Source organism: Roseovarius mucosus DSM 17069 (genome assembly GCF_000768555.3).
Taxonomy (GTDB): domain Bacteria; phylum Pseudomonadota; class Alphaproteobacteria; order Rhodobacterales; family Rhodobacteraceae; genus Roseovarius; species Roseovarius mucosus.
Window position 1 is genome coordinate 1 of record NZ_KN293988.1, and the last position, 22,172, is coordinate 22,172.

At 60.6% G+C, this 22,172-nt stretch carries 19 protein-coding genes and 2 pseudogenes; 15 read left to right on the forward strand and 6 right to left on the reverse strand.

Annotation, left to right across the window (positions count from 1 at the left end; translation table 11 throughout):
- From ROSMUC_RS16145 to dctP, 8 genes and pseudogenes are all read left to right on the forward strand, one after another.
- The coding region (locus ROSMUC_RS16145) for an IS110 family transposase (RefSeq protein ID WP_052115425.1) at nucleotides 1-730 on the forward strand (730 nt) is incomplete at its 5' end.
- Nucleotides 731-746: 16 nt separating this feature from the next.
- Nucleotides 747-1,043, forward strand: a pseudogene (locus ROSMUC_RS16150) (transposase); the annotation flags it as partial.
- Nucleotides 1,044-1,114: 71 nt separating this feature from the next.
- A pseudogene (locus ROSMUC_RS16155) lies at nucleotides 1,115-1,402 on the forward strand (transposase); the annotation flags it as partial.
- 500 nt (nucleotides 1,403-1,902) lie between these two features.
- Nucleotides 1,903-2,103, forward strand: a complete 201-nt coding sequence (locus ROSMUC_RS21600) for a transposase (RefSeq protein WP_425442833.1) — start codon at nucleotides 1,903-1,905, stop codon at nucleotides 2,101-2,103.
- A gap of 44 nt (nucleotides 2,104-2,147) precedes the next feature.
- A complete protein-coding gene (locus tag ROSMUC_RS21605) occupies nucleotides 2,148-2,342 on the forward strand; it encodes a hypothetical protein (protein WP_008282851.1) in 195 nt (64 codons plus the stop codon).
- 495 nt (nucleotides 2,343-2,837) lie between these two features.
- Nucleotides 2,838-3,338 carry a TRAP transporter small permease subunit gene (locus ROSMUC_RS16170; RefSeq protein ID WP_008282852.1) on the forward strand — a complete coding sequence of 167 codons (501 nt, stop codon included), beginning with the start codon at nucleotides 2,838-2,840 and terminating at the stop codon, nucleotides 3,336-3,338.
- On the forward strand, nucleotides 3,328-4,650 hold the full coding sequence (locus tag ROSMUC_RS16175; RefSeq protein ID WP_198133619.1) for a TRAP transporter large permease: 1,323 nt from the start codon (nucleotides 3,328-3,330) through the stop codon (nucleotides 4,648-4,650). Before ROSMUC_RS16170 ends, ROSMUC_RS16175 begins: the two co-directional genes overlap by 11 nt.
- A gap of 15 nt (nucleotides 4,651-4,665) precedes the next feature.
- Nucleotides 4,666-5,757 (forward strand): TRAP transporter substrate-binding protein DctP, encoded by a 1,092-nt coding sequence (dctP, locus tag ROSMUC_RS16180; protein WP_008282854.1) that lies wholly within the window; start codon nucleotides 4,666-4,668, stop codon nucleotides 5,755-5,757.
- A 236-nt stretch (nucleotides 5,758-5,993) separates the two neighbouring features.
- Here dctP and ROSMUC_RS16185 read toward each other — a convergent pair whose 3' ends face one another.
- The 5 genes from ROSMUC_RS16185 to ROSMUC_RS16205 all read right to left on the reverse strand — a co-directional run bounded on the left by ROSMUC_RS16185 (nucleotide 5,994) and on the right by ROSMUC_RS16205 (nucleotide 12,084).
- Nucleotides 5,994-9,080, reverse strand: coding sequence for an efflux RND transporter permease subunit (locus ROSMUC_RS16185; RefSeq protein ID WP_008282855.1), 3,087 nt, complete (start codon nucleotides 9,078-9,080; stop codon nucleotides 5,994-5,996).
- Nucleotides 9,081-9,112: 32 nt separating this feature from the next.
- Nucleotides 9,113-10,261 carry an efflux RND transporter periplasmic adaptor subunit gene (locus tag ROSMUC_RS16190; RefSeq protein WP_102106002.1) on the reverse strand — a complete coding sequence of 383 codons (1,149 nt, stop codon included), beginning with the start codon at nucleotides 10,259-10,261 and terminating at the stop codon, nucleotides 9,113-9,115.
- Nucleotides 10,248-10,790, reverse strand: a complete 543-nt coding sequence (locus ROSMUC_RS16195; RefSeq protein WP_008282857.1) for a TetR family transcriptional regulator — start codon at nucleotides 10,788-10,790, stop codon at nucleotides 10,248-10,250. The genes ROSMUC_RS16190 and ROSMUC_RS16195 overlap by 14 nt, the downstream gene beginning before the upstream one ends.
- A 153-nt stretch (nucleotides 10,791-10,943) precedes the next feature.
- A complete protein-coding gene (locus ROSMUC_RS16200) occupies nucleotides 10,944-11,540 on the reverse strand; it encodes a TetR/AcrR family transcriptional regulator (protein ID WP_232279252.1) in 597 nt (198 codons plus the stop codon).
- A 193-nt stretch (nucleotides 11,541-11,733) separates the two neighbouring features.
- The gene (locus ROSMUC_RS16205) at nucleotides 11,734-12,084 is read right to left on the reverse strand and encodes a winged helix-turn-helix transcriptional regulator (protein ID WP_037275416.1); all 351 of its coding nucleotides are present in this window, start codon (nucleotides 12,082-12,084) and stop codon (nucleotides 11,734-11,736) included.
- A 128-nt stretch (nucleotides 12,085-12,212) separates the two neighbouring features.
- Here ROSMUC_RS16205 and ROSMUC_RS16210 point away from each other — a divergent pair, with 128 nt between their 5' ends.
- From ROSMUC_RS16210 to ROSMUC_RS16240, 7 genes are all read left to right on the forward strand, one after another.
- Nucleotides 12,213-13,025 (forward strand): DODA-type extradiol aromatic ring-opening family dioxygenase, encoded by an 813-nt coding sequence (locus ROSMUC_RS16210; RefSeq protein ID WP_008282860.1) that lies wholly within the window; start codon nucleotides 12,213-12,215, stop codon nucleotides 13,023-13,025.
- A gap of 28 nt (nucleotides 13,026-13,053) precedes the next feature.
- Nucleotides 13,054-13,947 carry an NAD(P)H-binding protein gene (locus tag ROSMUC_RS16215; RefSeq protein ID WP_008282861.1) on the forward strand — a complete coding sequence of 298 codons (894 nt, stop codon included), beginning with the start codon at nucleotides 13,054-13,056 and terminating at the stop codon, nucleotides 13,945-13,947.
- 23 nt (nucleotides 13,948-13,970) lie between these two features.
- Complete coding sequence (locus ROSMUC_RS16220) at nucleotides 13,971-14,459, forward strand: luciferase domain-containing protein (protein ID WP_008282862.1); 489 nt, start codon at nucleotides 13,971-13,973, stop codon at nucleotides 14,457-14,459.
- A 133-nt stretch (nucleotides 14,460-14,592) separates the two neighbouring features.
- Complete coding sequence (locus ROSMUC_RS16225; protein WP_008282863.1) at nucleotides 14,593-15,636, forward strand: HlyD family secretion protein; 1,044 nt, start codon at nucleotides 14,593-14,595, stop codon at nucleotides 15,634-15,636.
- Nucleotides 15,633-18,374 carry a ribosome-associated ATPase/putative transporter RbbA gene (rbbA, locus tag ROSMUC_RS16230; protein WP_008282865.1) on the forward strand — a complete coding sequence of 914 codons (2,742 nt, stop codon included), beginning with the start codon at nucleotides 15,633-15,635 and terminating at the stop codon, nucleotides 18,372-18,374. Before ROSMUC_RS16225 ends, rbbA begins: the two co-directional genes overlap by 4 nt.
- A 3-nt stretch (nucleotides 18,375-18,377) precedes the next feature.
- Nucleotides 18,378-19,490: an ABC transporter permease gene (locus ROSMUC_RS16235; RefSeq protein WP_008282866.1), complete on the forward strand. Its 1,113-nt coding sequence runs from the start codon at nucleotides 18,378-18,380 to the stop codon at nucleotides 19,488-19,490.
- A gap of 215 nt (nucleotides 19,491-19,705) precedes the next feature.
- Nucleotides 19,706-21,322, forward strand: coding sequence for an ISL3 family transposase (locus ROSMUC_RS16240; RefSeq protein ID WP_075571758.1), 1,617 nt, complete (start codon nucleotides 19,706-19,708; stop codon nucleotides 21,320-21,322).
- 19 nt (nucleotides 21,323-21,341) lie between these two features.
- On the opposite strand, the gene ROSMUC_RS16245 is transcribed toward ROSMUC_RS16240, so the two are convergent.
- Nucleotides 21,342-22,106, reverse strand: a complete 765-nt coding sequence (locus ROSMUC_RS16245) for a sialidase family protein (RefSeq protein ID WP_232279253.1) — start codon at nucleotides 22,104-22,106, stop codon at nucleotides 21,342-21,344.
- Nucleotides 22,107-22,172: the final 66 nt, after the last annotated feature.

A 22,172-nucleotide genomic window follows, 5' to 3' on the forward strand; every position in this document is an offset into this window, starting at 1 on the left:
TTCAAACCGTGGGGGAAGAATAACGTCCTTCAAGGCTGACTTCTTCAGCAGCCTGTTAAGGGTTTGCCGCAAAACGGCTGTTCAAGCCCGGCGGGTTGCATTGCAGATCATCCAAACCACAATCATCTGCGCACCTGACCGTCTACGTGATCTTTTGCGCAATATGACCCGCATGCAATTGATCAGGACACTGGCAGCTTGGCGTCCGGATTTGACAGGGTTTCGGGATGTCGAAGAATCTTACAAGATTGCGCTCAAATCGCTAGCACGTCGATACCTTGAGCTGCACGATGAGGTCGCCGATCTGGACGACATGATCGAAGCAATCGTCACTGACCTTGCCCGATATCTGATTGCATGCAGCGGGATCGGCTTTACCAGCGCGGCTCAATTGTTGCTGACCGCAGGCGACAATCCTGAACGGCTCAGATCCGAAGCCAGCTTCGCTGCTTTGTGCGGCGTCAGCTCAGTTCCTGCATCCTCGGGGAAAACAACACGACACCGATTGAACCGGAGTGGCGACCGAGCCGCGAACAGCGCACTCCACATCATCGCAATTGGGCGGTTACGGCTGGATTCGAAGACAAAGGAATACGTTGCGCGACGAATAGCTCAAGGCCATTCAAAGCTGGAAGCTATTCGGTGCCTGAAACGATACATCGCACGTGAAGTCTTCAACATCATCGCGCGACGTCACAAACAGATCAATCAGGCTCAAATCGCGGCTTGACACTTAGAAGGGCGTCCAGGGATCGCAGTTCACATCCACCGACTTCATCAAGGTGCTGGCCGCCCGTGAGATCAAGATCAGCATGGATGGCAAGGGCGCCTGGCGCGACAACGTCTTCGTCGAGCGGCTCTGGCGGACCATCAAATACGAGGAGGTCCACCTGCGGGCCTATGCCAGCGTGTCCGAGGCCCGGGCCGGAATCGGACGGTATCTCGCCTTCTACAACAGCCGACGCCCGAATTCATCGCTTGACGGGAAAACCCCCGATCAGGCCTACTTCAACCAGCCAATGCCCGAGGCGGTAGCGGCATAAAAAAGGCGGAAAACCACTTAGAAAACGCCCGGAACCTGTTCAGATCAACCGAACCACCTCTCTGTCGGGCTTGGCTGGGCCTGACCACCCGGCGATACCAATCCGGGGAAGTCGACTACGACGGTCACACATCCCGGCGCGGCGACCGCCATGTGAGAAGCCTTCTCTATGAGGCGGCAACGGTCATTCTGACCCGCAGTCTTGCCGACAGCGATCTGCGGACATGGGGGCTGAAACTCAAGGGACGCATCGGCTTCAAACGCGCTGCCGTCGTGGTGGCTCGAAAACTCGCAGTCATAATGCATGCAATGCTCCGGGATGACACCCCGTTCGTGCGGGTCGCAAAGGCCGCAACCTGACACGTCACCAATAGCGCTCAAGTCGCGAGCGCGCGAAGGCGTCCCTGCCGGGACGTAGGTCGAGCCATTCCGCTGATCGAGTTGCACCAGCTAAAACAGCTGAGTGCGTTTCGCACATTGGAAGGCTCCTCCGCGAAGACCCATCATGCGGCGACCGACGTGTCGACCGCGAAGACGACCCTGACCCGGCAAACGTTTCGACGACGCGCACTCGGAGCCTCAGGCGCATTGGTCTCACGCATGACCTGAAGACCGACCTCCCGCCGTCCAACGCCCGGTGGTGCAAAGAAAATGCTTGCAATTCTGGCTGCGATTAGACGACTCGATCACACGCCCCTGGGGTCAGAAACTTCTTGCCTGACGGGCGGCAACCACAGAATTTGCGTTTTGAACGACCTCAGATTAAACTCTCTCTGATCGGATGGTTGTGCCATTTCCGTTTCGGATTGGGCGGGTTCGAAGCTACGCGCCTAAAGGCGCTCGGTGATCTCGATGGGGTTTTGGTCATCGATGATACCAGGTTTCTGAAGAAGGAGGCTCACTCCGTCGGTGTTGGTCGACAGTATTCCGGTACGGCAGACCGGATTGAGAATGCCAGATCGGTGTATTCGCCGCCTATGCCAGCCGCGGGAATCACGCACTGCTTGATCGGCGGCTTTACCTGCCGAAGGACTGGGCCAACGAGTTGTAGCGGTGCATAAAGGCGCGTGTGCCGGAAAACGTTATATTTGCCACAAAGTCGGCCATGGCCTGCGAAATGACAGAAAAGCTGCTGGGTGAGGGGGCGCCAAGCGCCTTTGTCCTCACCCATGTGGTCTATAGCTCGGACTATGGGTTCCCGCACATGCTGGAGGATCGTGGTCAGCCCTATGCGCTGGCGGTGCGTTCGACCCACAACTTGCACTTTCTGGAAGAGCGGCGCTGGTACAGACAAACCTGAGGACGATGATTTCCGAACCGCCCACAGAGGCCTGACAGTTCCTGTCCGCCGGTAAAGGTGCCAAGTGCATACGCCGATGGAGAACCGTTCGGCTGGACTCAGGTAAATGCCATTTTTTGCTCGATATCCACGGAGAGTACAAGACTGGATGGCGGGGAATTCCGCCACTTACGATTAGCGGGTCCAAGTGATTTTAGGCACGATCAAGATCTTGATGATTGGGTGCTTTACCTACCCTTTTGGTTGCTTGGATATGAAGCTATGGCTTCTATCTTCGTGGAGCGTTCAGCCCGATGTTTAATACAAAAGCCCGACTCGCCTGCACCGAAGCCGCTTGAAAACGTCAAGCGAGCCGAGTGACGCTCACCGGCTTAACGAACCGTGAGTAGTTACCGTGTCTTTCTGCAATCCTAAAATAGTTCTTCTTCTCAATTCCTCGCCTTGTATCCTGCCCGTGTCCGGATAGTATGCTGACACATACTGGCGGAGGAAACCATGATCATTCGCGCCATTGACGGGCTTAACGAAACCGTCGGCAGAATCGTCTCTGTGGTGGCGATCGTGTTCGCGGCATTCATCATCTATGACGTATTCATGCGTTACGTGCTCAACGATCCGACCCGCTGGGCGTTTGACGTCACAAAGCAGATGTTCGGCTTCTACTTTGTGCTGCTCGGCGGCTATGCGCTGCGGCATCAGGCGCATGTGCGGGTGGATCTGCTGACCGCCAATCTGTCCGAGACCCCGGCCCGTATTGTCGATGCTCTGGGCTATCTGATCTTCTTCTTTCCCTTCGCCTGGGTGTTCACAACCCGCTCCTATGAATTTGCGATGCGGTCCTATGCGCAGGGTGAAACCACCTATGGCTCGGTGCAATTGCCCGTCTATCCGCTCAAGATGGCGATGGCTGCGGCGGCGGCCCTGCTCTTGTTGCAGGGGATCGCAGAGGTTCTGAAACTCGTATTCAATCGTCAGGAGGTGCGCAGTGACGCCTGAAGTCATCGCCCTGTGCATGTTCGGCCTGCTGCTGCTTGGCCTCTTCATGGGCCATCCGCTGGCCTTTGTGCTGGGCGGCACCGCCGTTCTGGGTGCGCTGATCGCGGGCAAGCCGATGGTGCTGGGCATCGTCATCAATCGCATCTTCGGCGATGTGCTGGATAATTTCACGCTGATTGCCATTCCACTGTTCGTGCTGATGGCCCGGTTTCTCTCGGACAGCGGCGTCACCGACCGAATGTTCGAATCCCTCCGGCTGATGATGTCCAATGTGCGCGGCGGTCTGGCACTGGCGGTCGTGTTCATCTCGATCCTCTTGGCGGCGACCACCGGCATCATCGGCGCCTCGATCACCGTGATGGGCGTCATGGCCCTGCGCCCGATGCTGCAATATGGCTATAGCCCGACGCTCACCACCGGCGTCATCGCGGCCTCGGGCTGCCTCGGCATTCTCATTCCGCCCTCGATCATGCTCATCCTGATGGCCAGCTACTCACCGCTCTCGGTGGGCGAACTGTTTGCCGGTGCAATGATCCCCGGCATATTGCTCGGACTGCTCTACGCCGTCTGGGTTGTGATCGTGGCCTTCGTGCGCCCCGATATGGCCCCCGCCGTTGAGTCGGACGAAAAGGTCAGCCGCAGCGCCCTGCTCAAGATGCTGGCGATTGAGGCCGTACCGCCCTTGGTGCTGATCCTCGGCATCCTCGGCTCGCTCCTAGCGGGCATAGCCACGGCAACAGAGGCCTCTGCCATCGGGGCCATGCTGGCGCTGCTGATCGTGATCTTTCGCGGCAAGTTCAGATGGATCAGCTTCTACGGCGCAATGCTGGAGACCGGGCGCACCTCGGCGATGATCCTCTTCATCGTGATCGGAGCAACCGCCTTTACCGGCGTGTTCAACATCACCGGCGGGTTGCGCGCCACTCAGGAAATCATCCGGGGCATGGATATGGAGCCGTGGATGCTCATTACGATGATGCTGTTCATCGTGTTCATTTTGGGCGCTTTCCTCGACTGGACGGGGATTGTCTTGCTTTCGTTCCCGATCTTTCTGCCCATCGTGCAAGAGATGGATGTCAGCCTCTTGTGGTTTGTTGTTCTCATGTCGGTGGTGTTGCAGACCTCGTTTCTGACGCCGCCTTTTGGCTATGCCTTGTTCTATTTGCGCGCTATCGCGCCCAAGTCGGTCAAAACCTCACAGATCATCATCGGGGTGTTGCCATTCATTGGCTTGATCCTGATCATGTGCCTCGGTGTAGCCATCTTTCCGCAACTGGTCACATGGCTACCAGAGACGCTCTACACCAAGTAAACAAGGAGACTACCCATGCTGACGAAGATTACTCTCGTAACCGGCCTCGCTCTGGCCGCAGGGATTGCGACGCAATCTGCCGCGCAGGAAAGCTGGACCATGACAACCACATGGCCCAGCTCTCTGGAGCTGATCGAGATCGACAAGCATTTCGTCGACCTCGCCAACAAGCTGACCGGCGACGCGTTGACCATCGAGTTCTTCGAGGGAGGCGCGCTTGTGCCCGCAGGCGAAGTCTTTGGCGCAGTGGAATCTGGCACCATTCAGGCTGGCGGGGATTGGCCGGGCTATTGGGCAGGCCGCGATTCGGCGTTCTCCCCCTTGGCAACCACCGCCAGCCTCTTCAACGCCATCGACTACGTCAACTGGATCGAACAATGGGGTGGTGCCGATCTCTATAACGAGATCTACGGCAAATTCGGCATGGTCTACCTGCCCTACGGCGTGACCAACAACGAATCCGGTTTCCGTACCAATGAGCCCATCGTGACCCTTGAGGATCTGCAAGGCAAACGCCTGCGCCTGTCCGGTCTGGAACAGGGTCGCCTGCTCGAAAAACTCGGCGGCAATCAGGTCTCCATGGCCGGTGGCGAAATCTATCAGTCGCTAGAACGCGGCGTGATCGACGGCGCAGAATTCTCGACCCCCAATGTTGATTATTCAGGCGGCTTCCATCAGGTGACCAAGTTCTGGGCCACTCCGGGCTGGCACCAATCGGCTTCGGTCTTTGGCGTGATGATCAACAAGGCCTCGTGGGATGCGCTCTCTCCTGAAACGCAGGAGGATCTGAAAATCGCGGCTCAGGCCAATCTGATCTGGTCGCTTTCCTTCACCGAAAAGCGCGCCACCGAGGCCTATCAGCAGTTCAAGGACGCTGGCATCGAGATCACCCGCTACGACGACGAGACCTTGGCGCGCGTGCAGGAACTCGCCAATGAGGTGATCATCGAGACCGCCTGCGAAAACCCCGCCTCGGCCAAGGTCTATCTCAGCCAGCTCGAATATCTGGCCGATTACGCCAAATGGCGCGATGCGTCCGCCCCCTTCAATCTGGGTCGGTCACCCAATGGGCCGGACATCGAAGCCATCCGCGCCTGCGCGAACTGATACAGAGAATTCAACCGGAAGGCCCACCATCACTGGTGGGCCTTTTGCGTTTAACGAACGGACCGCTTTGCGGCAACATTCTCTTTTCCGGGCGTAGCTGACCCTTGCGCAAGCAAGAAATGTTGATGGTCTAAAGAAAATATCGCCTGCCTTCGCCACGATTTAGAAGCTGGCGCTACTCTACAAAGGCATTTTGTTCCAAGGGTGATCCCTACCTACTTGAAGCATGAACCACTTCAACCAGAGGCTGTTCCGGTTTTCGAGTCGGTGCTTTCTTCTTTTGGTGGACGGATACGGAAAAGAAGTGCGTAAAGTACCGGCACGGCGACAAGGGTCAGCACCGAGGCAAACGCGAGGCCACCCATTATCGTCACCGCCATAGACGCGAAAAACGCATCCGGCAGCAGGGGTATCATGCCGAAGATCGTCGTGCCTGCGGCGAGCACCACAGGGCGTAGACGACTGACCGAACCGTCAATCACTGCCTTGTAATCCGCCACACCCTCTGCGCGCTGAACGTCGATCTCTTCGACCAGAACGATCGCGTTCTTCATCAGCATTCCCGACAGCGAAAGGAAGCCGAGCAGAGCAGTGAAGGTGAAAGGCAGGCCGGTGAAAAGCAGCCCGAGCACCATGCCCGTCACGGACATTGGCACGACAAGCCAAAGGATGAGGGGTTGGCGCACCTTGTTGAACATGAGAATGGAGATTGTCAGCATGACAAGGAAGCCTAGGGGAAGCTGTTTGCCAAGGCTGGTCTGGGCGTCGGTTGAACTTTCATACTGGCCACCCCACTCCATGCTGTAGCCGTCGGGACGCGGGAGTGCCTCGATCTCGGCCCGCACGCTTTTGAAGGCCTCATCGGCGGTGAGATCCGCCCGTGCACCGCCAAGGGCAGTAATGGTGCGTTCGCGGTTGCGCCGGTGAATCAGCGCCTCGACGAGGCGCGGCTCGAACCGTTCCACAAGGTTGGCCATGGGAACGTAGGTGCCAGCACCATCGGACCAGGCCGACAGATCCCGAACGCGGTCAACCCCGTCCCGTTCGGTCGCGGGCAGCCGCAGGTGGATCGGGATGACCTCGTCGCCTTCGCGCAATTCACCGACTCGCAAGCCCGACGTTCCGTAGCGGACGGTATCGGCAATCGCGCTGCGCGTGGCCCCGGCCAGCCGCATGCGCGACTCATCGACGATCGGCTCAACAAGGATTTCGCGCTGGCGCCAATTGGTGCGCGGGTTGGTAATTGTGCCGGCGGCCTCGTATATCCGTAATGCATCGTCGGCGAGTTGGCGCAGAACGACCGGATCGGGACCAGAGAACCGGACCGCCACATCGGCACCGGAGGGCGGGCCGAAGACAAGCTCTTCGACCCGGACGAGCGCGTTGGGAAATTCGGCCGGCAGATCACGATTCAATCGATTGGCCATAGCCGGGATCGCCTCGGCGTCGGCCACACGAACGATAAGCTGGCCATAGCTGGCATCTGCCTGCTCCGGGTTGTATGTCAACATGAATCGGCTCGCGCCGCGCCCCACCAAGGTCGTCACGTCGGTCACCTTGTCTTCAGACAGGATCAACTGTTCGAGCCGTTTCATTTCACGGTCGGTGACGTTGATGTCGGTCCCTTGCGGCATCTGGAATTCGACATAGAAAAGCGGGGTATTTGACGCCGGGAAAAAGGCCTGCTTGACCTGCCCGAAGGCCATCACCGACACAATCGTGATTCCCACGATTACAAGCACAACCAGCACACGCGCGCGCAGCACGAGCCAGAGCAACCCGCGATAGATCGCGTAGAACGCGCCCTTGTAGGGATCATCCGAGGTATTTTTTTTTGGCGCCTTGAGCAGCAGCATGCCGAGATATGGCGTGACCGTAACAGCCAGAATCCAGCTCATCAGCAGCGAGATGGTGATCACCGCGAAGAGCGAGAACAGAAACTCGCCGGTGGAGTCCGGCGAAAGTCCGATCCCGGAAAAGGCCATGATCCCGATCACGGTGGCTCCAAGCAGCGGAATGGACGTGGAACTTTCGGTCTCGGCCGCAGCTTTTATCGCGCTCTTTCCGCGCGCCATGCCAATCACCATTCCTTCGGTGATCACGATGGCGTTGTCGACCAGCATCCCCATCGCGATGATCAGGGCACCAAGGCTGATCCGTTCCATCGCGATCCCGAAGACCGACATGAAGAACAGCGTGACGAACACAGTGAGCCCGAGCGTCGTGCCGACCACCAGGCCGGCGCGCCAGCCCATTGTGATCATCAGCGCCCCGACAACGATGGCGACCGACATCGCAAGGCTCAGGAGAAAGCTGGAGACGGCCTCGTCAACGACGACGTGCTGTTCGTAGATCGGCGTGATCTCGACGCTGTCCGGCAAGTCGGCCTTCAACGTCTCAAGCCGGGCCGCGACCGCCGAACCAACTTCGACCACGTTGCGGTTCGTCAACGCCGAAACCCCGAGGGTGAAGGCTGCCGTGCCATTGTGGCGGATCACCTGGCTCGGCTGTTCCGCCTCGTCGCGGGAGACGCGGGCGATGTCACGGATCGCAACCTGTCCGACCTCTCCGGCCGCGCCAAGCCGTAATTGTTCGATCCCCTCGGGGGTCACGTAACCCGGCGGAACGGACAGGCCGATGCGGGCGGGGCCCTCGGTGATCTCGCCATTGTTGAAAACGAGGTTTTCATCGTTCAGCACGCCCAGAACCTGGTTTGGCGGCAGGCCCAATTCCGTCAGGCGCGCGGACGGGATCGAGAGGGTGATCGTCTCTTCCGTAAGGCCCTGAACCTCAACCTTCGCAACGCCGTCGACGGTCACCAGCCCAAGCCGTAATCGCGTGGCCAGATCCCGCTCCTCGCGCGGGCTGAGACCTTCGGTTTTTACCGCGTAGAACATGCCGTAGACATCGCCGAAATCGTCGTTGACAATGGGTGCGCGCGCGCCCTGGGGTAGGTCGTCCTGCACGTCGCTGATGCGCAGCCGCATCTCGTCCCAGACTTGCGGAATCTCATCCGGGCCATAGGTGCCCTCGATCTCGACCGTGATCTGCGCCATGCCCGGCATCGACTTCGATTCGACCCGGTCAAGCTGCTTCATCTGCTGCAGCGCGTTTTCGATGACGTCCGAGACCTCTTCCTCGACCTCGACTGCTGTCGCGCCGGGATACGGCACGAACACGAGCGCGGTCTTGAGCGTGAAACTCGGGTCTTCAAGGCGGCCCACGGTGTTCAGCCCCCAATACCCGCCCAAAAGACAAAAAAGGATGAGGAGCCAGACCGCCACGGGCCTCTGGATGCTTGCGCCGGAAATGCTGAATGCCATGGATTTGTTCGTGTCCTGTCAAGGGGGCGGGATCAGAGCCCCGCAACCGTCACGGTCTGATTGTCGCGAAGCCGCCACCACCCGCCGGAGACGACCAGTTCATCGCCTTGGAGACCTTCCAGAACCACGATCTCGTTATCGACGGGAAGGCCCAGACGCACGGTCCGGCGCCTGACCTGCCCCGACTCTTCGTCGTAAATCCAGACCGAAGGCTCGGTTCGGCTAGAGGTATCGATCGCTGACACGGGGACCATGGCAGATTGTGCACTGGATTCGGCCGCCGCATTTGAAAGGCGCACCCTGGCCGTCATCCCGGGCAGAAGCCGCGAGTCGACATCGCCCGTGATGGCGAATTCCACATCGTAGGTCTGCGCCGTGCGGTCAGCATCGGTTGCAAAGGACCGAAGCATGAGCGGAGCCGTGTAGCCGGGCACGGCTGGAAAACTTGCCACGAGATCAAAGGCGTCGGGTGCGCTGCGTGCGACCGCCGCCAGTTCTTCCGGCAGAGAGATCATGATCCGCATCTCGCTGACATCCTGAAGACGCGCAACCGGCGCCGCGGAGGTGACGTTGACATATTCCTCGATGAAGGTGCGCGCCACGATTGCATCGAAAGGCGCGATGATCTGCGTCTGTGAGAGGCGCCGCTCGGCCTCGCGCAGCGCAACTTCGGCCTGCGCGTATTCGGCACGGGCGGTTTCGAAGCGCGCTTCGGCCGCAACCCCTCGTTCGGCAAGGCTCTTCGCGCGCTCGAGCTCGGATTTCGCCAGGTCAAAGGCGGCCCGCGCCCGATCCACCGCAAGTTCGAAATCGACCGGATCGAGTTCCGCGATCAGATCGCCTTCGCTGATCTTGTCGCCCGGATCCACCTCGAGGCGCAGGACCTGTCCAGAAACCTGGAAAGCGATGTCTACGGTGCGGGCTGGCGCGACCCGCCCGGCAACGGTGCGGCCACGCGTGACGGTGCGACTTGTTGCTCGGGTCACTTCTACTGTGACCTTCCGGTCGTGTTCAGCCCCCTCGCTGGTTTCGGCCGCAGGCTTTGTCGCGTCAGTCGTTGTCTGGGCCCGGACATCGGTCCGGAGCGCCGGAAACACCGACAAAACCAGCAGCGCCGCAGCCGCGATCACGGTAACCGATGCGATCCGTTTCCAGCTCTGCTTCATTCTATTCGAGTTCATCGATCAGGGTCCTTAATCTTTCGATGACGCGACCACGGAGATCCGCCCCGCCGTCTGGCAGCTTGAGAAGTTTCTGGAAGCGCACCCCCTGAATCGCCCAAAAAACCACCATGGCACCCTGCGGGTCTTGTGTGTCGGACAGGATACGCCCGATGTCGTCGCTCAATTCTCCCCGCAGCGGATCGAGCAGTTGCGGATCTGACGCCGCTGTCGCGAGGATCGCCATCGACAGGTCATCATCCACCTCTTGCGATTGCAGAACCGTTTCGAGATGCCCACGCAGGGTTCGCGCGGGGTGCCGCTCCGGCACGCTGTCCAGCAGCTCCCGATGTTCGGCCAACATCGCATCGAGCAGCCCCGAGAGCAGGGCCTTCTTTGTCGGGTAATTGTAAAGCACGCCCCCCTTGCTGAGGCCCGCCTCCTTTGCAACCGCGTCGATCGTTATCTTTCCCGCACCTGCGCGCGCGGCGATAGCGCGCGCAGCAGACAGTATCCTGCGAGACGCGCTTCTGGTTTCTGCTGGGGTCATGTGCTCACTCAAAACTGTACCGTCCGGTCGGTGCATATGCTAGGGTAGCTAGTGTCCGGCACCATCTGGGTCAAGTGTTCAACCGGATCAGTCACCTTGAGGCGCGGCATGGCACCTGTCGAAGCACCAGAAGGCAAGTTTGGGCCTCCCACGCTATAAGTCATTGCGTCGGCCATATACCGCCAGAAAAGCGTCAACCGCCCTCTTTGAATGCTCAGATGCATCGACAGGCTGGTCGACGGCCAGCAATCGCGGCATGATGACGTCGGAGATGGACAGGTGAATGAACTGACTGGCGGCGTTTTGAACGTTTTCAACGTTCAGTGATTTCGTTTCGTGCAAGTCTTTGAGTATTTGCGCGACGTGTGTGATAGCGCGCGTTGGGCCTGCATCCATGTATATTTCGCCTGCCTCCGGCAGAACCGGAACCGCGCCGATGCAAACACGAAGGAGACGAATGTAACCCTCATCCATGACCAGCCCGATCATGCGCCGCGAGAGCTCTTCAAGGGCATCTTGTGCATTGCCCAGGTTTGAAAGCGGACGGCAGATTTCTTCAGAAAGTCTGTCGCATTCAGCTCGTAAAACGCTTAAGAAGAGCCTGTCTTTGCTTGAGAAATGCGCATAAAGGGTCGCCTTCGAAACCTTGGCTTGTTCGGCAATGGCATCGACACTGGCGCCTTCGAAGCCGCACTTCAAAAAGACCTCCCTGGCCCCTCTGAGCACATCGGCACCTTTACTTTCTCTCATGGTGATCACCTGCTTCCAAAACGTGATAACGATCGCACAGCGCAACATGACTGGCCGCGCTCAAAGGCGTCCAACAGGTCCATCAACTGTCATTCGCAAAAGCCGAGCGGCGCTGCGTAGCTCACAAACACAACCGTCATGAATCGGCACCGCCCAAAGCTGGTAAACGCACGCGTTTTTCGGGCTGGCGCAGTCAAACAGCGCCCAAGTCATCGTCCTGAAACACCCCCTCAGCTTTCCAGCGTTCCGCGATAGTTCCCAGTGCGTCCAGAACGCTTCGCAGGTCGTTCCCGCGTGGCGTCAAGCCATAGGTGACCGCAGGCGGGATCGTCTCGGCCTGTTCGCGCCAGATGACCCCGGCACCTTGCAGCATCCGCAGACGCTCGGTCAGCATTCGGGTCGATATCCCCGGCACAGAGCGCTTCAGCACCCCGAACCTTTGCGGCCCCTGATCGTTCAGGACCCAGATGATGTAGGTGGTCCACGGCCCCATGAGCAGCCGCAGGATCGCATCCATCGGGCACTGTGGCGGCGTTTTGGACATCGCTGTGCGCTTCCTTCCCAGATGGTTACTTTATCGTCCCTACTTTAATTTTTTCCATAACTCAACTATTACACCTCCTGATACAGGCACTCGAGGGTTACCTTGGCAACCGGGAGGGACAATCGGACATGGCCCGCCAGCCCACGCTCTTCATTCCCCACGGGGGCGGCCCCTGCTTCTTCATGGACTGGACTCCGCCCGATGAATGGGACCGACACCGGCAGTTTCTGGAGAATCTTCCGGGCACACTGCCTGAGCGCCCCAGGGCGCTTCTGGTGATCTCGGGTCACTGGGAGGAACCCGCGTTTACCGTGCAGACAAGTCCCACCCCGCCGCTTCTGTTCGACTATGGCGGTTTTCCGCCGCATACCTACGAGTTGACCTGGCCCGCCCCCGGCGATCCGGCGCTGGCCGATCGCGTGCATGACCTGATCCGCGCCGCCGGTCTTGCCGCCGCGAAGGATGCCGCACGGGGTTTTGACCACGGCGTCTTTGTGCCACTCAAGGTCGCCTTTCCAGAGGCTGACATTCCCTGCGTCCAGCTGTCGGTTGCCAGCGATCTGGACCCCGCGCGCCACATTGCGCTCGGTCAGGCCCTGGCCCCCCTGCGCGATGATGGCGTGCTGATCCTCGGCAGCGGCAACACCTATCACAACATGGGCGTGCTGATGCAAAGCCTGCGTGGCGGGCCGCGCGGCCCCGTCGTTGGCGGCGCGTTCGACGCCTGGCTGACCGAGGTGATGACCTGTCCCGATCCCGAGGAACGCAACCGCAGGCTCGTGCACTGGTCAGACGCACCGGGCGGTCGCGATGCCCATCCGCGCGAAGAGCATCTGATCCCACTGCATATCGTGGTGGGCGCGGCGGGCAACGATATCGGTCGCAAGACGCTGGAGGATCACGTTCTTGGCGCTGTCGAAAGCGCCTTCCGCTTCGGTTGAACAGAAAACGCAAAAGGAGAACCACAAGATGTCCGATAGCATCCAAGGCCCCTTCATCGTCACCGGCGCCTCCGGTCAGCTTGGCCGTCAGGTCGTCGAGAACCTGCTTGCGAAGGGCGCGAATCCCGTTGTCGCCATCACCCGCACGCCCGACAAGCTCGCCGATTTGCGCGCGCGCGGGGTTGAGGTCAGGGCGGGCGATTTCAATGATCCGGCCACGCTTGGCGCGGCCTTTGCCGGTGGCGGGCGGCTGCTGATCATCTCGACGGACGACCTTGAGCCGGGCAAGCGGCTTGCCGCGCATCGCAATGCAATCGCCGCCGCGCAGGAGGCCGGTGTAACGCATATCGTCTATACGTCGCTCACCAATCCAGATGAAAGCAGCCCGATCACCTTTGCCGCCGATCACCGCGAGAGCGAGGCGCTGATCAAGCAGACCGGCCTCCCGCACACGATCCTGCGCAACTGTCTTTACGCCGATCTCTTGCTGATGAGCGGGGCGCAGGCGATTGGCGCGGGGGCGCTTTACGCGGCGGCGGGTGACGGCAAGGCGGGCTATGTCACGCGCGCCGATTGCGCCCGCGCCGCCGCAGCGGCCCTGTTGTCCGAGATCGGATCGACCCTGCGCGACATCACCGGACCCGAGGCCGTCGGCCATGCCGAGATCGCCGCGATACTGTCCCAAGTTGCCGGCAAGGAGATCCCCTACGTCCCGATCACGCGCGACGCCTTGGTTGAGGCGATGGTCACGAATGGCCTGCCGGAGTTCATGGCGAATGTCTTCTCGTCCTTCGATGTCGCCATTGCCAAGGGGAATCTCGACATGGCCTCGGATGACGTGGAAAAGCTGACCGGACTAAGGCCACAATCGGTCCGCGATTTCCTGCTGGCCAACACGCCCGCACTGACCGGGCAGGCGTAAACAACACCCACGGAGGCCCCGTTATGCTGAATATCCCGCCGCGCGAGGGGCCAAGGCCCGTCACCACGCCTTGTGCCCCGCATACGCAGATCAGTCAGAACCCTGATGCCGCGTCATATCGCGCTTTCAAGGACAGGGCCTTCGATTTTCCCTTTGTCATCCGCCAGCCCTCGATGATCTCGGTGCCGGGGGCCGAGGCACTTTGCCTCGAACACGGGCGCGGCTGCGGCTGCCGTGAGGCGTTCATGATCGGTACCGAGTTCGCCCATGTCCATCCGCCGCAGGACGGCAGCCTGCACATGATGCTGCCAGAGGATGCGGTGCCGAAGATCGTCGATCTTGGCTGGGCAGAGCCACATCCGATGGCTGCGGCGGGCATGATCCCGCCCACGGCTGTCATGGTCTATGCGCCCAGAAATGAGCCCGAAATCGATTCAGTTCTGGGCCTGCTGGGCCTTTCCTATGACTTTGCCCGGGGTCGGCTCGGACGGGTGGACAACATCGTTCTGTAACGGATGCGCCGTTCAATCCGGTTGTGAAACCGCATGCGGATGATTTAGGGTTCAGGCGCGTCGCAAGAATAAAAAACACGCCCGAATCATCACAACAAGCGAGTATCCAGTGGCAAAAAACAGACCCGTTATCATGGCCGCGATCGTCATCGCTGTCGCCGTATCCGGCTTTTTGATCTGGCAAAGCACCCTATCCGATACGGACGCGGAAGGATTCGCGCGCGGCAACGGGCGGATCGAAGCGGTCGAAATCGACGTTGCGGCCAAGCTGCCCGGGCGAATTGACACGGTGCTTGTGAACGAAGGAGGGCTCGTGACGGCAGGTGCGCCTCTGGCCACGCTCGACACGCGGCAATTGCAGGCCAATCGCAACCAGATGGTGGCGGAACTGCGCCGCGCTGAAATCGCCGTGGAAAACGCCACGCTGCTTGTCGAACAGCGCGCGGCCGAAGTACGCGCGGCCGAGGCCCTTCTGGAACAGCGCCGCGCGGAGGAGGATGTCGCGCGGCGCCAGTATGAGCGCTCCGAGTCTCTGACGCAGAACAGCATCACATCCGAACGGCAATTCGAGATCGACCGGGCCAACGCCTTTGGCGCCGCGGCGGCGGTTGCCTCTGCACAGGCGTCGCTTGCGGCGGCGCGGGCGGGGGTCGCATCGGCGAAAGCCTCGGTGATTGGGGCCGAGGCGGCGGTGACCGCGGCCCAGGCGACGATCGAGGCGATCGACGTGCAGATCGAGGATAGCACATTGAAAGCGCCGCGTGCCGGGCGGGTGCAATATATCGTCGCGCGCGCGGGCGAAATCGTGGGGGCCGGCGGTCGCGTTGTCAACATGCTGGACCTCAACGACGTTTACATGACGTTTTTCCTTTCGACGGCGGATGCGGGGCGTATCGGGCTGGGAACCGAGGTGCGCTTGCTGCTGGATGCGGCACCCGGCATCGTCATCCCCGCCAGCGTTTCCTTCGTGTCGGACGTGGCGCAGTTCACGCCCAAGACGGTCGAGACAGAGGTTGAGCGCGAGAAGCTGATGTTCAGGGTTCGGGCCAGGATCGCGCCGGAGCTCCTTCAAAAGCACCTCGATCAGGTCAAGACCGGGCTTCCCGGCGTCGCCTGGGTGCGGCTTGATCCGACCGCGCCCTGGCCGGCCGAGGCACAGGGCAAGGTGCTGGAATGACCGATTCCATGCCTGCGGTGCGTGCCGAGGGGCTCTCGCTCCGCTATGGCAATACCCTGGCCGTGGACGATGTTTCGATCGACCTGCCGTCAGGCCGTTCCGTCGGCGTCATTGGGCCGGACGGCGTGGGAAAGTCGAGCCTTCTGGCGCTGATCGTCGGGGCGCGTCGGATGCAGACAGGGCGGCTCGAGGTGCTGGGGGGCGACATGGCCCGCGCCGGGCATCGCGCGCGCATCGCCCCGCGCATTGCCTATATGCCGCAGGGGCTGGGGCGGAACCTTTACCCGACGCTTTCGGTCCGCGAAAATGTCGATTTTTTCGGGCGCCTTTTTGGCGAGGGCGCGCAGGAACGCGCGCAGCGGATCGACGAACTGCTCAAGGCGACCGGTCTCGCCCCGTTTGCCGACCGCGCGGCGGCCAAGCTTTCGGGCGGGATGAAGCAGAAGCTGGGCCTGTGCTGCGCGCTGGTCCACGACCCCGACCTTCTGGTTCTCGATGAGCCGACCACGGGCGTCGATCCGCTGTCGCGGCGCGAATTCTGGGCCCTGATCGACCGAATCCGCGCTGATCGCCCACATATGAGCCTGCTGGTGTCGAGCGCCTATATGGAAGAGGCCGCGCGCTTCGATCACCTGGTGGCGATGGACGCGGGCAAGGTTCTGGCGACCGGCAGCACGGCCGAAATCCTGGAACGCACCGGTGCCGCTGATCTGGATGCGGCCTTCATCGCACTTCTGCCCGAGGAAAACCGCAGCCGCCACAAAGACCTGAGCATCCCGCCGCGCGATCCGGCGTCCGACGGGGAAAACGTCATCGAGGCCGAGAACCTTACCGTGCGGTTTGGCGATTTCACAGCTGTGGACCAGGTGAGCTTTCGCATCAAGCGGGGCGAGATCTTCGGCTTTCTGGGCTCCAACGGGTGCGGCAAGACCACCACCATGAAGGCGCTGACCGGGCTGCTGGATCCGAGTGACGGCACCACGAAGATTTACGGTCGCAAGGTCGATGCCCATGACATGGCCACCCGCAAGCGCATCGGCTACATGACGCAATCCTTCTCGCTTTATTCCGAGCTGACGGTGCGGCAGAACCTTGATCTGCACGGGCAGCTTTTCGACATGACATCCGCAGAGATCGTGCCGCGGATCGCGGAACTCGCTGAGCGGTTCGATCTTGAAGACGTGCTCGACAGCCTGCCGATGCGCCTGCCGCTGGGTATTCGTCAGCGCCTGTCGCTGGCGGTCGCGCTGATCCATCGCCCCGAAATCCTGATCCTAGACGAGCCGACATCGGGGGTGGACCCTGTGGCGCGCGATATCTTCTGGCAATCGCTGATAGATCTGTCCCGAAACGATGGCGTGACGATCTTCATCTCCACCCATTACATGGCCGAGGCCACGCGCTGCGACAGGATTTCGCTGATGCACCAGGGCCGCGTGCTTGTAAGCGACACGCCCGAAGCGATCCGCGAGGAGGTCGGCGCAGAGACGCTGGACGATGCCTTTGTCCACCATCTGCAACGCGCGCAGGATCAGGATACCCCGCCTGCGCCCGAGATGAAAGAAGAGCTTTCCGCCGGGCCCGCCACCTCCGCCCGGCGGCGGCGCGGGGGGTTCAGCCTGGCGCGGCTGCTGAGCTTTTCATGGCGCGAGTCGCTGGAGTTGCGCCGCGATCCGATCCGCCTGACGCTTGCCAGCCTCGGCAGCGTGATCCTGATGATCGTGCTGGGCTATGGCGTGTCCATGGATGTCGAAAACCTCAAATTCGCGGCACTCGATTTCGATCGGAGCATCCTTAGCCAATCCTATGTCAACGACCTGGCCGGGTCGCGTTACTTTGACGAGGAACCGCCGCTTGTCGATCATGCCGATCTTGACTACCGGATGCGGGCGGGTGAAATCAGTCTGGCTCTGGAAATTCCGCCGGGGTTCGCCGCGGATCTTGAACGCGGCCGCCCCGTCGCCATTGGCGCGTGGTTCGACGGGGCCATGCCGATGCGCGCCGATACGGTGCGCGGGTATATCCAGGGGATGCACGCCCACTGGCTGACCGAGCAGATGCGTCAGGTCTTTGGCGATCAAGCGGTGGCGGGTAACTTCACGCTTGAGGTGCGCTACCGCTACAACCCCGATGTCGAGAGCCTGGCGGCCATGGTGCCCGCGATGATCCCGCTGTTGCTGATGCTGATTCCGGCCACGCTGGCCGTCCTGTCCGTGGCCCGCGAAAAGGAAACGGGTTCGATCGTCAATCTTTATGTCACCCCGGCGCGACGGCTGGAATTCCTGCTGGGCAAACAGGTGCCCTATGTCGTTCTGGGTTTCATGAATTACCTTTTGCTGTTGGCGCTGGCGGTGGTGGTCTTCGGGGTGCCGGTCAAGGGCAGCCTGCTCGCGCTTTCGCTCGGGGCGCTGATCTATGTCGTGCTGGCCACCGGGCTGGGCCTGCTGATTTCCGCCTTCACCCAAAGCCAGGTCACGGCGCTGTTCTTCACCTTCATGGCGACGCTTATCCCGGCGATGCAATATGGTGGCATCATCGATCCGGTTGCGTCAATGGACGGCATGGGTCGGGTGATCGGTGAAATCTATCCCACCAGCCATTTCGTCACCATCTCGCGCGGGACCTTTTCCAAGGCACTGGGGTTCGATGATCTGGGCGGGTCTTTCCTGCCGATGCTGGCGCTTGTGCCCGTGGTGGTGCTGCTGGGTGCCATCTTCGTGCGCAAACAGGAGAAATAACCGATGCGGCTCAGGCATGTTCTGCAACTGTCGTTGAAGGAAATTCGCGGGCTGTTGCGCGATCCGCTTCTGATGGTGCTGGTCGCCTATGCCTTCACGCTCGACGTCTATGTCAGCGCGACCGCCATCCCCGAATCGCTCAACAGCGCCACGATCGGGATCGTGGACGAAGACGCCTCGCCGCTGTCGCGGCGGGTGGCCGATGCGTTCCTGCCGCCGTATTTCATGCCGCCCGCCCAGATCGACATCGCGCAAATGGATGCGCGGATGGATGCCGGGATCGACACCTTTTCGCTGGTGATCCCGCCCGAGTTCCAGCGCGACCTGCTGGCCGGGAACCGGCCCGAATTACAGCTCAATGTCGATGCGACACGGGTCAGCCAGGCCTTTACCGGGGCGGGTAGTATCAGCGCCATTGTCAATCAGGAGATTGCCGGATGGCTGGCACGCGATGCCGCCCCGGTCGGGATGCCGGTTGATCTGGCCGTTCGGGCCCGTTTCAACCCCTCGCTCGACCCGGCCTGGTTCGGGGCGGTGACCTCGGTCATCAGTACGGTGACCATGCTGTCCATCATCCTTTCGGGTGCCGCCCTGATCCGTGAGCGCGACCACGGCACGTTGGAACATCTGCTGGTCATGCCCGTGACCGCCGCCGAGATCATGACGAGCAAGGTGCTCAGCATGGGCAGCGTGGTGCTGGTGGCGACGGCGCTTTCGCTCACTCTGGTGGTTCAGGCGGGGATGGGTATCCCGATCGGGGGATCGGTTGCGCTCTATCTTGTGGGCGCGGCGTTGCACCTTTTTGCAACGACCTCGATGGGCATCCTGCTGGCCACCATCGCAGGCTCTATGCCGCAGTTTGCCATGCTGCTTTTGCTGGTGCTGTTGCCGCTCGATATCCTGTCGGGCGGCGTCACCCCGCGCGAGTCGATGCCCCAAGCCGTGCAATACATCATGCTCGCGGCCCCCAACACGCATTTCATCGCGCTGGCACAAGGGGTCTTGTTCCGCGGGGCCGGGCTGTCCGTGGTCTGGCCGCAACTTGTGGCGCTGATGCTGATCGGGTCGGTGATGTTCGCCTTCGCCCTGCACCGGTTCCGCGCCTTTCTGCGCTGACTGCGGGGGCGGCGTAACCGCTTTTCGGCTATACTTGTTCAGCCTTGGTGGAAAGCTCAGACTCCTTGACGACCTTTTGCGACTCTGTTGCACAAATCGGCTGATGGCCGAGGGGCCCCTTTCCCTGGGCAGATGTCGCGTAGCCCTTAATTGGGCTCTGCCTCACTTTGTGTGGCGCAACTATCCTGAAACTGGAAAATTCAGGAGGGATAGTTGTGAGTTCGAAGAAGCACTGGTCGCCCGGGAGCGATGTTGCCGTTCATAGCGTTGAGCGAAGTGAATCCGGCGGGTGGATTGTATCTGGTGTCTTGGCGCCCATCGGCGTTTGCCCAGACTGTGGATTGCATTCACGCCGACGTCACGGTTGGCGGCGTCGGCGGTTGCAGGATTATCCCGCCCATGGAGACGAGGTAACGGTTGATCTCGCGATTTGCCGTTGGCGATGTCAGGCACCCACTTGCCCACGCCGAACTTTCTCCGATCAGATCGCCGCGATTGCGTGTCCATTTGCACGTCGTACTTCGCGTGTCGGGGAAATAGTCAGCCTTCTTGGGCATGCGACAGGCGGACGGCCTGCCGAGCGGCTCTTGCATCGTTTGGGCCTTGGGGTCAGCGATGACACGGTGCTCAGGCAGCTGAAGAAGTGTGTTCAAGGCACCGCCGAGGCGTCAACGGTCATCGGGATCGACGATTGGAGCTGGCGGAAGTCGCAAACCTACGGCACGATCATTGTGGATCTGGAGCGTCGCGTGGTGATCGACATTCTTGAGGATCGTGATGTCGCCACCTGCGCCAACTGGCTGAAGCGACACCCCGAGGTTGAAGTGATCAGCAGAGATCGGTGTGGTCTCTACGCCCAGGCTGCACGGCTAGGGGCACCGCAGGCGAAGCAGGTCGCTGACCGGTTCCATATCGTGCAAAACCTGCGGCAGGCCATCGAGGAACAAATGAACCTTCACGGCCGTGCGACCGGCCGGGCGCTGCTGTCCGACGCCGACAACATCACCGCAGCCGGCAGCCTTCTGAAGTCACGCCTTGCGCACAGAACATCTCGGGAGGAGGTTTTCGCCACCATCCATGCTCTCCGAAATCAAGGGCTTTCCTGCAGTGAGATCGGGCGGCGAACAGGGTTCCCGCGTCGCAGCATCGCGAAATGGCTGCAGTTCGAGACACCACCAGACCGCAGGCGGGCAGCCTTGAAGCGGACTTCGCCGTGGTACTTTGAAGAGTTCCTGGGCCAAAGCTGGAAGGATGGCATTCGAACTGGAAGCGCCCTGTTCCGTCTGATCCGAGAGCGCGGTTACGAGGGGAGTCAAACGCATCTGCAGCGGTTGCTGGCGGGTTGGCGCAGAGCCGAACAGCAAGCGAGCGGCCCCAAGGTAAAGCACAAAATCCTTAAGCCAGTCCGGGACCCGGAAACGGGGCACGCGATCTCCCCGGTCATCGCGGCCGCGCTGTGCATCAAACCGCGCGGAAAGCTCACTTCGGATCAGGCGCGGAAAGTCGACGCGCTCAAGGCCGGCTCTCCCGACTTCGCAACGATGCGCCGCCTCGCCATGCGGTTCAACGGTATCCTGCGCGGCCGCGAAGCAGACCCGCTCCCGGCATGGATCGACGAGGCGATCGAAACTGACCTGGCGCCACTCGTGCGCTTTGCCCGCACATTGAATCGGGACTTCGATGCGGTCAAAAACGCCATCGAGATGCCATGGAGCAACGGCCAGGCGGAAGGTCAGATCAATCGCCTGAAGACGCTCAAACGCGCCATGTACGGTCGGGCCGGTCCAGAATTGTTGCGGGCGAGAATGCTACCGTTCCGCCACACAGATTGAGGCAGAGCCCAATTAAGGGCTACGCGACACCTCCGGTAGATCGAACAATCGAAATGTCGCGGATTTCATCGGCGGTTCGGTGACGATAAACCGCAACCATGTCGCCCGAGCCGGTCCGTGCCGCGGACGTCTGACAACAAGTACAAGCGCGCGCGTCCAACAGGCTTTCTGGCTTCATCGTTCCGTCAGAGTTGATCTGCCGCGAACGCAACTGCATTGCATTCTCGAAACTGTCGCCTTCTGTCTGACTTTCATACTTCCGGCCATCCAGCCACAGCGCCGTCAATCCGCCAAACTGATGGGGAACCAACGAAACGAACCCATGCTGGCGTTGAGATCTGTCATCATGGGGGATAAGGGGGACCGACCAACTTTTGCCCTCATCGAGGGAAAAAGCAATATTCACGTCGTATTGGTAATCGCTCGTACCATTGAGTTCGAGCCATTGTACTGCCAGCGTACCATTGGAAAGTGCCATCACCGACGGGAAATCGGCCCAGTTGATGTAAATCTTTGAGGATTTATGAATTGTACGAGCGTCAGACCACTCACTGCCATCGAGGATGGCCATGCGAACTTTCGCTTCGGCTCCTTTTTCTTCTGTCCAGCTCAATATGATCCGGCCATCCGGCAAGGTTGCAAGTGATGGTTCACGGGCACCGATGCCGACCGGTGCTGCACGGTCGGTCAATCTGAAGAGGCCGGTTTCCCCGGCATGAGTTGCGGTGAAAGAACTGAAAAATGCAGCAAGGATCAGGATCGATGCAGCGAGACACTTACTCATCTAGAGAATTTTCCCCAACAGTTGTGGCCATGTCGCGGCGAGCCGAATGGTCGTTGACCGCGAACC

Bases quoted from the DNA above. Each gene is read 5' to 3' on its own strand.
- ROSMUC_RS21605 (WP_008282851.1), top strand. From the start codon at position 2,148: ATGGCCTGCGAAATGACAGAAAAGCTGCTGGGTGAGGGGGCGCCAAGC.
- ROSMUC_RS16170 (WP_008282852.1), top strand. From the start codon at position 2,838: ATGATCATTCGCGCCATTGACGGGCTTAACGAAACCGTCGGCAGAATC.
- dctP (WP_008282854.1), top strand. From the start codon at position 4,666: ATGCTGACGAAGATTACTCTCGTAACCGGCCTCGCTCTGGCCGCAGGG.
- ROSMUC_RS16185 (WP_008282855.1), bottom strand. From the start codon at position 9,080: ATGGCATTCAGCATTTCCGGCGCAAGCATCCAGAGGCCCGTGGCGGTC.
- ROSMUC_RS16190 (WP_102106002.1), bottom strand. From the start codon at position 10,261: ATGAACTCGAATAGAATGAAGCAGAGCTGGAAACGGATCGCATCGGTT.
- ROSMUC_RS16195 (WP_008282857.1), bottom strand. From the start codon at position 10,790: ATGACCCCAGCAGAAACCAGAAGCGCGTCTCGCAGGATACTGTCTGCT.
- ROSMUC_RS16200 (WP_232279252.1), bottom strand. From the start codon at position 11,540: ATGAGAGAAAGTAAAGGTGCCGATGTGCTCAGAGGGGCCAGGGAGGTC.
- ROSMUC_RS16205 (WP_037275416.1), bottom strand. From the start codon at position 12,084: ATGTCCAAAACGCCGCCACAGTGCCCGATGGATGCGATCCTGCGGCTG.
- ROSMUC_RS16210 (WP_008282860.1), top strand. From the start codon at position 12,213: ATGGCCCGCCAGCCCACGCTCTTCATTCCCCACGGGGGCGGCCCCTGC.
- ROSMUC_RS16215 (WP_008282861.1), top strand. From the start codon at position 13,054: ATGTCCGATAGCATCCAAGGCCCCTTCATCGTCACCGGCGCCTCCGGT.
- ROSMUC_RS16220 (WP_008282862.1), top strand. From the start codon at position 13,971: ATGCTGAATATCCCGCCGCGCGAGGGGCCAAGGCCCGTCACCACGCCT.
- ROSMUC_RS16225 (WP_008282863.1), top strand. From the start codon at position 14,593: ATGGCCGCGATCGTCATCGCTGTCGCCGTATCCGGCTTTTTGATCTGG.
- rbbA (WP_008282865.1), top strand. From the start codon at position 15,633: ATGACCGATTCCATGCCTGCGGTGCGTGCCGAGGGGCTCTCGCTCCGC.
- ROSMUC_RS16235 (WP_008282866.1), top strand. From the start codon at position 18,378: ATGCGGCTCAGGCATGTTCTGCAACTGTCGTTGAAGGAAATTCGCGGG.
- ROSMUC_RS16245 (WP_232279253.1), bottom strand. From the start codon at position 22,106: ATGAGTAAGTGTCTCGCTGCATCGATCCTGATCCTTGCTGCATTTTTC.